Origin of the sequence: Pseudomonas nicosulfuronedens (assembly GCF_005877905.1) — a bacterium.
GTDB classification, from domain to species: Bacteria; Pseudomonadota; Gammaproteobacteria; order Pseudomonadales; family Pseudomonadaceae; genus Pseudomonas; species Pseudomonas nicosulfuronedens.
Genome location: NZ_SWDV01000072.1, coordinates 1 through 10037, shown reverse-complemented (window position 1 = coordinate 10037; position 10037 = coordinate 1). Strand labels below are relative to the sequence as shown.

Annotated in this window: 10 protein-coding genes and 1 pseudogene; 1 reads left to right on the top strand and 10 read right to left on the bottom strand. The window is 59.8% G+C overall.

The annotated features are described in order from the left end of the window. Positions 1-312 (bottom strand): annotated as a pseudogene (locus FAS41_RS29835) (DUF1329 domain-containing protein); the annotation flags it as partial. Positions 313-339: 27 nt separating this feature from the next. After that, a complete protein-coding gene (locus tag FAS41_RS29830; RefSeq protein ID WP_171049583.1) occupies positions 340-1938 on the bottom strand; it encodes a DUF1302 family protein in 1599 nt (532 codons plus the stop codon). A 375-nt stretch (positions 1939-2313) separates the two neighbouring features. On the opposite strand from FAS41_RS29830, the gene FAS41_RS29825 reads away from it, so the two are divergent. Then, positions 2314-2646, top strand: coding sequence for a hypothetical protein (locus FAS41_RS29825; protein ID WP_138526873.1), 333 nt, complete (start codon positions 2314-2316; stop codon positions 2644-2646). A gap of 26 nt (positions 2647-2672) precedes the next feature. Here the strand turns inward: FAS41_RS29825 and FAS41_RS29820 are convergent, their stop codons facing one another. The 8 genes from FAS41_RS29820 to FAS41_RS30930 all read right to left on the bottom strand — a co-directional run. Beyond that, positions 2673-3716: a sterol desaturase family protein gene (locus tag FAS41_RS29820; RefSeq protein WP_138526872.1), complete on the bottom strand. Its 1044-nt coding sequence runs from the start codon at positions 3714-3716 to the stop codon at positions 2673-2675. Between the two features lie 389 nt (positions 3717-4105). Further along, positions 4106-4651, bottom strand: coding sequence for a hypothetical protein (locus FAS41_RS29815; protein ID WP_138526876.1), 546 nt, complete (start codon positions 4649-4651; stop codon positions 4106-4108). A gap of 59 nt (positions 4652-4710) precedes the next feature. Next, positions 4711-5409, bottom strand: coding sequence for a hypothetical protein (locus FAS41_RS29810; RefSeq protein WP_138526871.1), 699 nt, complete (start codon positions 5407-5409; stop codon positions 4711-4713). Positions 5410-5459: 50 nt separating this feature from the next. Further along, the gene (pstB, locus tag FAS41_RS29805; protein ID WP_054911197.1) at positions 5460-6221 is read right to left on the bottom strand and encodes a phosphate ABC transporter ATP-binding protein PstB; all 762 of its coding nucleotides are present in this window, start codon (positions 6219-6221) and stop codon (positions 5460-5462) included. Positions 6222-6297: 76 nt separating this feature from the next. Further along, complete coding sequence (gene pstA / locus FAS41_RS29800) at positions 6298-7191, bottom strand: phosphate ABC transporter permease PstA (RefSeq protein WP_138526869.1); 894 nt, start codon at positions 7189-7191, stop codon at positions 6298-6300. Beyond that, the gene (gene pstC, locus FAS41_RS29795) at positions 7191-8156 is read right to left on the bottom strand and encodes a phosphate ABC transporter permease subunit PstC (RefSeq protein WP_138526868.1); all 966 of its coding nucleotides are present in this window, start codon (positions 8154-8156) and stop codon (positions 7191-7193) included. Before pstC ends, pstA begins: the two co-directional genes overlap by 1 nt. 74 nt (positions 8157-8230) lie before the next feature. Then, on the bottom strand, positions 8231-9262 hold the full coding sequence (gene pstS / locus FAS41_RS29790; RefSeq protein WP_138526867.1) for a phosphate ABC transporter substrate-binding protein PstS: 1032 nt from the start codon (positions 9260-9262) through the stop codon (positions 8231-8233). Between the two features lie 413 nt (positions 9263-9675). Beyond that, positions 9676-10037: hypothetical protein (locus tag FAS41_RS30930; protein ID WP_171049582.1), on the bottom strand; the 362-nt coding region annotated here is incomplete at its 5' end.

The following is a 10037-nucleotide window of genomic DNA, read 5'->3' as shown; positions in this document are numbered from 1 at the left end:
TGCTTTCGTCGCTTCCGTCAGCTTGTCGGCGTACTGGGCCATGTTGGCAGCAGTGATCGAATATAAGGGCTTCTCTTCAGCGTAAGGATTGACCCACTTACCGGTATCCTTGACGAATCCAGCGGGGGCTGTGGAGGTGGGAAGGCCTCCGTCATATGCTGGAATGCTCCCGTCAGCGTTGCCGTGCTGTTCAGCGCCAAAAAGAGTCAGGGTCTTGCCAAGTTGTGCGGCCTCATCGGGAGCTACTGCGGCATACGTTGATGAGATGCAAAGAGTGGTCAGAGCGCAGGCGAAAACTTTGGTCATGTCCATAAGGGATTCCTCGAGAGCATCAGCAGATCAGAAGGTCGTCTGGTAGGTGAGCGAGACCCAGGCCTTGTCTTGATAAGGCGGGCCGAGGATCAGATTTCGCGAGTCGCTACTTTTCTGGTCGTAGTAGGTAACGGCCAGATCCACGAAATGTCGGGCATAGGCTTCCGCCGAAATGCCGACCTTAGCGGTGGTGAATCCTTCACTTCCGCCACCGTTGGTGGGAGCGTTACCGCTTATGTTGCGCGACAGGAATAGCGGGAGCTTGAGGTCCACACTGGGGAAGACTTGAGTCCACACGGGGATAAAGGACACCGAGGCGCTATAGAAATCGTCATCTGAGCAACCTCGGAGCTTGGCGTCCTGGTTGCAGCCGGCGTTGTATCCCTTAGCACGGTACGCGTTGGCGTTGTCAGTCACCTTGTCCAGTCGTGCCCAAGAGAGCTCTCCGGAAAGGCTCGCCGAATCGAAGACTGAGGTGTCGCCGTAAGTCTGAACGGCGTTAAGCACTGCATGCCATGTCGAACCCTTCGCACCTTCGAGTCGGTGTGATTGGTCTGCCGCAGCCCCGCTAGAGTTCAGGGGCATGTTCTCCCTATACGAGAGTTCACCGCCTACGGATACGCCTCCGATGTTGGAGCTGATACTCAGTCCATAGAGATCAACGTCCTTTGCGTACACCGCACGTACGAGTCCGGTGGAGGCGTCGAGCTGCGATACCCAAGCAGACTTTTCATCGAACTTGCGATAGTAGGCGCCGAGAGTGCCGTCGAACCAATCAGGGCGCCAGCGAAGGGACAGGCCGAAGTCGCCCTTGTCACCATCGATCGACTTTCCACGGCCTACGTTCGGCCCTTCGAGAATTGAGTCCGCCCCAGCAAAGTAGGTGCCGCCCTCTGCGATTCGGTTGGGTTTCCAGTCGAACAGGTATTGGGCTGCGAAGACCAATTGGTCGTTGAACTGGACCATCGTCGAGATCTGATCGATCGGAAGTGCGGTTTCCTTGGCTGATGCCCCTGGGTTGGCCGTGGTTTTGCGTAGGTCGCTAGGGGCTTGCGAGTAGGAGATGGCGTTCGTGCTGCCAAAAAGTGCTTCACCCCAGATAACGGCATGCTGCCCCGCACGCACATCGACAGGCATTTCGCCAAGATCGAATCGACCGTACACGTAAGCATCGAGGAACTCGCCGGATGGGCCGGCGTAATAGCGCTCTACGACGTTCGTGAACTTATTGTCCACATAGCTGGTGCCGCTAGGTACGTGCGCGGGGTTCTTACCGTCATAGGCTTCGTCGTACCAACCAGCAGCGCTTAACCGTGCTCCGTACTTGCCTTGGTAACTGAGATCCAGCTCGGTGAGAAGGTCGAGGCGGTTGGTGATGGTGTCGTACTTGCCAAAACTCGCGTTGCTTTGGTCATAGGCGCCGCCCCCAGCGCGGTCAACCAAATGGCTTTGGTCCTGCAGGCGCATACCCCAGTTGTATCGGACAGTGTTATCCCATCGCAGTTGAAAGTCGGAGTCTCCCAGGTCGACATTGAACCCATGTGCGTGTCCGGCCGCTAGCAGCGCGGTGGCCATGGTAAGCAGACGGGGCGGCGCAGCCACCCGTCCTGTAAGCACTCTTTTCATCATCACAAACCTTTCTTGGATTTATTGGTGAGGTTTGTCCGTTTGCGGACGTTCTATTTTTTGTTCGCATATTTGAACGATGAAATTGCAGATCAGACGGTTGCTTGCGGGGCGCCTTCCTTTTGGCCAAGCTTGCTTTGTGTGTTCATATATGTGAACATCGTTCCTAAAAATAATCTAACATGCATATCCTTCAAGTGGGAAGCTAATGATTGGGCGGGGTAAAAAAAGCGTCGGTAACGAAATAACTAATTGATTATTAATGGAAATTTACTTGGCTCCTTGCCTTGGGCGCTCAGCGGCAAGGTGGGATTCCAGGGGGCGTGCGGACAGGAGTGATGGTTTGCAGCGGGAGGTGAGAGTCGGATTGCGGCGTTGTACGACCTGTACTTCGATCGGACGCCGACGGGGCATGGCGATGTGTATGCATTCCTCAGCAGCCATCAACCGGAGAGTTTGCTGGCGTTTGATCTGTATAAGGACCCTACGGATCAACTCGACATCGTCACCGTTGGTGTCTGCGCACCCTCTGATGCAGTGGCTCAAGTCAAACCACTGCTACGAAGCGCATTCGATCAGGCGTCCTGCCAGATTCTTTACGAGGAAGGAAACATTCTGCAGCGTGTCCAACAAATGATTGATCCCCGCGGTTATCCGAAAAGCTTCGGAAACGGAGCATTCCGTCAGCAGCTACTGTTCAACGAATGAGATCAGGTTGGCCATAGAATTGACCTTCATCTGTGGCGATTCCGTGCGGGGCGATCGGAGGGCCGTACTCTCTGGTTCCTCGCCATTGTTACCTTCCGCACCGTCTCCACGAACGGCGTTACGATCAGGCTCCACAACGACGAATACCGCGCATCGTCGTGTTCCCCCGCGCCGAACTGGATTGGCTCCGGCGCGCGCTGGGTGACGTAGAGCGTGCCGAACATCCAGTCCCACAGCGACAGGTTGATGCCGAAGTTCCGGTTGAAGTGGCGGGGCGCGTCGCTGTGGTGGATCTGGTGCTGGGCGGGGCTGTTGATCACGTGCTCGACCAGCGGCCCGAACGACAGCCACACATGGCTGTGGCGCAGGTTGGTCGCCAGCACGTTGAACAGCAGGATCATGTAGGTCACGCCGAACAGCGTGTAGGCGCTGATCTGGCCGCCGCACGCGTACCAGAAAATGCCGGCGTAGACGCCCAGCAGCACGGTCCCGGCCAGGTTGGCTGCCAGCTTCTCCACGAAGTGCACGCGGCTCGCCGTGATCGGCGTCAGCACTGCCGCCGAGTGATGCACCTTGTGGAAGGCCCACAGCCAGCGCGAGTGGAAGGCCCGGTGCACCCAGTAGTTCTTGAAGTCACTGACCAGGAACACCCCCAGTCCATAGAGCAGCGACAGCCCGAGGTTCTCGCCCACCTGTGGTCGCGCACCCCACAGGTGGGTGAAGAAGGCAATGTAATCGCCTGAGCGCAGGATGTACGGATCGATGATCCCGACGATGGGCACCATCAGCGCCACGTTGAGAATCCCGCGCACCAGGTAGTAGCGGTAATCCAGCAGCGCCGAGCGATGCAGATTCACCCGCGCACCACCAATGAACTGCCAGAACGACGTCGCCTGCGTCAGCCCGCGCTGCCGGCGGAAGCGGAACAGGGCGTAGGCGATGGCGTAGGAACACAACAGGAACACCACGCCGACGCGGCCGCTGAGGTCGAAGAGGCCGGTGAGCTGGTTGGTGATGGGGCTGATCACCAACTCGGTGAAGTGGCGGTGGATGTGCGAGAGGTCAGGCATGGGCGCTGGCGCCGGAAGTCAGGTGAACAGACTTGTACTTCAACTGATCGCCCACGGCGCTGAGGCGCTGGCGACTCATGGGGCGTCACGTATTCGCTCAGCATGCGACCTGGGAGATCATGCTGTCAAAGTTCAGCGGCGCCGGGGCAGGGCAATTCGACAGGGGGTCTTCAGCAGCCTGATGTGCGGAGGCGATTGGATTGGCCTGGAATGGCCAGCTGAGCGGGGGAGTGCATCGATGAGGTGGCGAGGCACCCGCACGGTGTACTAAGCCGGGGCGTAACCTTGAGGGTGTCGGCTAAGGAGCGACATCCGCGAAGCTGCAGGTTCCGGGCGATGGGCAGGGTAAAGACGTCTGCCAGTCAACAACGAGCCGCAGGGTTGACGGCTCACGCTGCTGCAGCCATTGGCTGCTGTTGTCGATCCAGCATTTCCTGGAGTTCAGCCACCGAATCCAGAACTTTCTGTGCCCAGCGCTCATCGTCCGGACGCACGACAACGACGCGGAAACCGTGGTCATGGCCTTCGCTCTTCACGCCTTCGGAATCGTCGACATGCAGGTCGATATCGAATGCCGGCGGAAGTTTCGAGGGGGAGTTCGCCAGCCCGCGCTCGGTCAGGGCCTGGTTGTGCCGAACGCTGTTGACCACGCCGTCGACGTGGATGCCGTACAACAACAGCCAGCGCCTGATATAGGACGGTGTGCGGCCGGAGGACGTGTAGACCCAGATGCTGCAGCCCTGGCGGCGCAGTTCCCGGGTCAGGGAGCGGGTCCCGATACGCAGCGGTTCGCCAAGCCAGCGATGAATGAACACCGGGAGCCTGCTGGATTCGACGTCGCTGTGGTGGGGAAGGCAGGCCAGGGTGTCATCGATATCGAACGAAATCCGTATGCGCGGGCGTCCGAACCGGTAAGGCGCAAGGGAACCTTTCATGGCGTCCCACAGCTGATCCTTGATGGCCAGGCAGGTTGCGAGCATGGGCTGCGTATTCATCAGGCACCTCCCTGACAGGCGGAGGCGTGTTTTTCGCCAAGGAAAAATCGCTGCGAATCCGCTGCCTGATCTTCGAGGAAGGCGGCGTACTTTTTCTTGATCTTGGGCAATTCGAATAGCGCCTTTACGCCATGCTTGGCGGAGTTGCGTATGACCGATGACGGGTTGAAATAACCCTTGGCGTTGTCCAGGGTCAGCACGAACGGTGGCAGCCCGGCACGTATCAGCAGATAGCTGACGATGAGCGAGCCGCTACGATGGTTACCTTCGATGAACAATTGCGGTTTGCTCAGAATCCGCACATAGACACCGGCCGCGCGCTTCCACACCGATTCGCTGCGATACGCGCTGTACCAGTTGAACAGGTCCTTGATGCCGCCTTCCACGTTGTTGAAGAAGTGCGCCTCGGTGGCCGCCAGGTGCGGCGCGAACTCCAGCCGACGGGCAGGGTCTCGGCCGCACAGCACGGTGGCGTTGATCTCCAGCATCAGGTTTACCTGCTGGAGATCGAACAGGTCGACGCCCCGTGCGACGTAGTCGTCGATCAGGGCATAACCCTCCAGCACGTTGTGCAGCACTTCATCGGTGAACGGATCACGCGGCTCGGTAAAGCACTGGCTGAGCTCACCGAAACGGCCTTGCACCTCACGCAGCGCACGTTCAATCGCTCGCAGATCAAGACGGCGCGTGGCAGGCATGGGCAACCCTGAAGAAGAGGTGTGTGGCTTCATGTGACTGCGGGTTCGACTCAGCTGAACTTGCCGCTGATGTAGTCCTCGGTCATTTTTTCCCGCGGGCTTTCGAAGATCTGCTTCGTCGCGCCCATTTCGACCAGGTAGCCCGTGCGCGTGCCCTGGGAAATGTCCACCGAGAAGAATGCCGTCGTGTCAGCGACACGGATGGCCTGCTGCATGTTGTGGGTGACCAGCGCGATGGTGTAGTCCTTCTTCAGCTCGACCATCAGCTCCTCGACACGGCGGGTAGCGATCGGGTCGAGCGCCGAGCACGGCTCATCCAGCAACAGGACTTCCGGTTCGGTGGCAATGGCGCGAGCGATGCACAGGCGTTGCTGCTGGCCACCGGAGAGCGACAGGCCGCTCACCTTCAGCTTGTCCTTCACTTCATCCCACAGCGCGGCGCCTTGCAGTGCGTGCTTGACCCGGTCGCCGATGTCGCCCTTGTAGCGATTGAGGCGCAGGCCAAAGGCGACGTTGTCGAAGATGCTCATCGAAAACGGGTTGGGCTGCTGGAACACCATGCCGATGTAGCGGCGCACGACGACAGGGTCCACGCCCTTGCCGTAGACGTCCTGCCCGAGGAAATGCACATGGCCTTCGAAGCGGAAGCCGCGCACCAGATCGTTCATTCGGTTCAGGCTGCGCAGCACGGTGCTCTTGCCACAGCCGGAAGGGCCGATGAAACCGGTGATCTTGTTCTTTTCGATCGGCACGTGGCTGTCACGTACCGCCATGAAGTTGCCGTAGAAAATCTTGTCCAGTTTGCAGTCCATGACCACCTGGGTCTCGGCGCCAACCGGGGCGACTTTCGGTGCAGTAGCAGTGTTCACGATTCGGATGCTCCGTATCTCAAAACTTGGGCTTGCCAAAAATGCGACTGATGACGTTCACGACCAGCACGATCATCACCAGCACCAGCGATGCGGCCCACGCGAGCTCGAGCTGGTTGTCGAAAGGCATGCCGGAGAAGTTGTAGATCAGTACGGAAAGCGAGGCCGTGGGGTTCATCACTGCCAGGCTGCCGTCGTGGTAGATCCAGTAGTTGCTGAACAACGCGGTGAACAGCAACGGCGCGGTCTCGCCTGCGGCGCGCGCCACGGCCAGCATTACGCCGGTGAGGATCGCCGGCAGGCCGGTAGGCAGTACGATCTTCCAGATCACCTGGGCGCGGGTGCAGCCCATGCCGTAGGCGGCATCCTTCATGATCTTGGGCACCATCTTCATCGACTCTTCGGCCGTGAGCACGACGATCGGCAGCATCAGCACGGCCAATGCCACGCCACCCGCCGGAGCCGAGTAGGTACCGGTAGTCATCACGACCAGGGCGTAGGCGAAGACCCCGGCCAGGATGGAGGGCAGGCCGGTGAGCGTCTTGGCGGCAAAGCGCGCGGCGCTCGCCAGTTTGCTGTCCGGCCCCAGCTCAGCCAGGAAGACGGCTGCCATGATGCCAACCGGAACGGCAATGGCGGCGGCGATGCCGACCATGACGAAGGTGCCGGCCAGCGCGTTGCCGAAGCCGCCGCCGGTCTCGAAGCCGGTCGGTGGCAGTTCGGTGAAGACCTCCAGGCTCAGTCGCGCACCACCGCGGGTGATCAGCATGTAGAGCACGGAGATCAGCGGCACACTGGCCAGCAGGGCGCCGATCCAGACCAGCGTGGTCAGCACCAGGCTGCGCAGGGCACGACCCTCGAGCTTGCGCTGCAGGCTCGGCAGGGCGGATGCGGTGGGAGTGAGGCTGGTCATTACTTGGTCCCCCGCTGGGCGTAAAGCATGATCATGGAGCCGAGTACGTTCACGATCAGCGTGATGAACATCAGCACCAGTGCGGCATACATCAGCACTTCAACCTCGTTCGGCCCGGCTTCGGGGAAGTTCAGCGCCAGCAAGGCTGCCAGCGTGTTGGCCGGTGCAAACAGCGACAGGGAAATGGTGTTCGCGTTGCCGACCAGCATGGCCAGGGCCATGGTTTCACCCAGTGCGCGGCCCAGGCCCAGGACCAGGGAGCCGAAGATGCCGGTGGCAGCGGAGGGCACCATCACCTTGAGGATCGCTTCCCAATGGGTGGTCCCCATCCCGTAGGCGGCCTGCTTGGTCTTCATCGGCACGCTGGCAAGAGCGTCCTGCGAGACCGCGGCAATGGTGGGCAGAATCATGATGGCAAGCACCAGAGAGGCGGGCAGCAAGCCTGGCCCGCTCAACGATGTGCCGAAAAAGGGTATCCAGCCGAGTTCGCTGTTCAACCACGCCGTCAGCGGGCGAATGGCCGGGATCACCACGTAGATCCCCCACAGGCCATAAACGACGCTGGGGATGGCAGCGAGCAGTTCGACGATGGTACGGAACACCGCCGCAAGCTTGGCGGGGAGGAAATCCTGGGTCAGGAAGATCGCCATGCTGACGCCGAACAGGCCTGCGATCAGCAGAGCGATCAGTGCGCTGTAGAGCGTGCCCCAGATGGCCGGCAAAATGCCGTACTTGCCCTGGTTGACGTCCCAGACCGAACCCAGGAGAACGTCCAGGCCGTGTTTCTCCATGCCCGGAAAGGCCTTGCGGCCGACTTCGAACACGAGGGCAACGACCAGCACCAGAATCAGGACCACACCCAGACGTGCAATGGCACGGAAGGTCCGGTCAACCAGGAAATCCTTCGCGGATGGCGGTTGGCAGGCAGAGTCCGGATTTACCGGTACGACAAAAGGTTGGGTCATGGGAGAGTTCCGGAACAGGTGGAGGTCTCATCCGGCGTGGCTGACAGCCCACACCGGATGAAGACTCGCAGGCGTTACTGGATGTTGGCGGAAGCTTTGCGAACCTGATCGACGACTGCTTGCGGCAGCGGGATGTAGCCCATCGAATCAGCAATCTTCTGCCCTTCGGTCAGGCCGTACTCGACCATTTCACGCATGGCCTTGGCCTTGGCCGGGTTCTCGTTGTGCTTGCGGAAGATCATCCAGGTGTAGGAGGTGATCGGGTAGGACTGGGCGCCGTCCGGATCGGGCAGCCAGGCCACCAGGTTCTCCGGGAATTTCACGGCAGCCAGCGCCGCAGCACCGCTTTCTGCGTTCGGCACGACGTACTGGCCGGCCTTGTTCTGCAGCTGGGCGAAGTCGACCTTGGCCAGCTTGGCGAAGCCGTACTCGATGTAGCCGATGGCGCCAGGGGTCTGGCGAACGGTAGCGGTCACGCCATCGTTCTTCGGCGACTTGATGAATTTGTCGCTGGCCGGCCAGTTGACGGTGTTGCCTTCACCCAGGGCAGTCTTGAACTCCGGGTTGATGGTCGACATGTGCTTGGTGAACACAGCGGTGGTGCCGCTGGAATCCGCACGCACGACAACGGTGATCGGCAGGGCCGGCAGTTTCAGCTCAGGGTTGGCCGCGACGATCTGCGGGTCGTTCCACTGAGTGATCTTGCCCAGGAAGATGTTGGAGTAAACGTCGCGCGGCAGTTTCAGCCCTTTGGGGCTGCCCGGCAGGTTGTACGCCAGGACGATTTCGCCGGCGGTCATCGGCAGCAGTTGCACGCCTTCGGCAACCTTGGCGATGTCCTCGTCTTTCATGGCCGAGTCACTGGCCGCGAAGTCCACGGTCTTGTTGAGGAAATCCTGTACGCCCGCACCGCTGCCCTTGGACTGGTAGTCCACGGTGACGCCAGCGGATTTCTTGCTGAAGTCCTTGAACCAGGTCAGGTAGATCGGCGCAGGGAAGCTGGCGCCAGAGCCGGTCAGGCGGACGCTTTCGTCGGCAAAGGCGACGGAAGTGGCACACATGGACAGCGTAACGGCGATCGCAGCAGATTTCACAAAGCTTTTCATCGAGGGCAATCCTTTTGATATCGGGCTGCCATACTGTGATCGGGTCCTGTGAAATTTTTATGACAACGCGATGGCAGGCGCTCTGGCTTGCCGGCTCGACTGGCCTATCTCCGGGTTTCCTCGACGCGCGTCAGGTGAGTTCGCAGCGGCTGCCCGCCGTGACTGGCGGCCATTTCAGGGCAGGGGCGGAGGTTCAGGGCGGGGGATCGCGCCCTTATTCGATGAGGACGCTGCGCAATAAATGGTTACGGTCACTCGGCAGTGCCTAGGGACGCGGGTGCGTTCGGTTGCTGCCAATGAGCTGTCAGGGCGAGGCCACTCGGCAGGGACTGTTATCGGCCAGTAGTGGACGTGCAAAGTACGAAAAATAATCTGGGCACTACGTGCCCTTGTCGCCACTGATTTTCCGCCTGCTATCCGTTCACGTGTGTCAGATGTGCGTAAATGGTTTTCAGCAAGGTCGCATAGAGATATGCCGTTAGTGTCAGCAAAACGACAGTAACCATTCCAAGCCCTACGTCGGTCTGTATAAGAAAATCCATCTTCTGCCCCATTGGCCCGACTGGTCTTGCATTGAGCTCCCTTAACGCCGGCATGTGCAGGAAGGTCGAACTCATTAGCTGAAAAAAAATGCAGCTCATGACCAAGCCAATGTAGTTCCAGACTTTTCGCTTCCTCAAGTACATCTCCACCACCAGCAGCAGGCTGTAGAAGGCGATCAGCGCCAGCAGCGACCCCCATACATCGCCCGTGCTGAGACTGGAGGCGGACAGGT

Excerpts from the sequence above, each read along its gene's own strand:
- FAS41_RS29830 (WP_171049583.1), bottom strand. The coding sequence starts at position 1,938 with ATGAAAAGAGTGCTTACAGGACGGGTGGCTGCGCCGCCCCGTCTGCTT.
- FAS41_RS29820 (WP_138526872.1), bottom strand. The coding sequence starts at position 3,716 with ATGCCTGACCTCTCGCACATCCACCGCCACTTCACCGAGTTGGTGATC.
- FAS41_RS29815 (WP_138526876.1), bottom strand. The coding sequence starts at position 4,651 with ATGAAAGGTTCCCTTGCGCCTTACCGGTTCGGACGCCCGCGCATACGG.
- FAS41_RS29810 (WP_138526871.1), bottom strand. The coding sequence starts at position 5,409 with ATGCCTGCCACGCGCCGTCTTGATCTGCGAGCGATTGAACGTGCGCTG.
- pstB (WP_054911197.1), bottom strand. The coding sequence starts at position 6,221 with ATGGACTGCAAACTGGACAAGATTTTCTACGGCAACTTCATGGCGGTA.
- pstA (WP_138526869.1), bottom strand. The coding sequence starts at position 7,191 with ATGACCAGCCTCACTCCCACCGCATCCGCCCTGCCGAGCCTGCAGCGC.
- pstC (WP_138526868.1), bottom strand. The coding sequence starts at position 8,156 with ATGACCCAACCTTTTGTCGTACCGGTAAATCCGGACTCTGCCTGCCAA.
- pstS (WP_138526867.1), bottom strand. The coding sequence starts at position 9,262 with ATGAAAAGCTTTGTGAAATCTGCTGCGATCGCCGTTACGCTGTCCATG.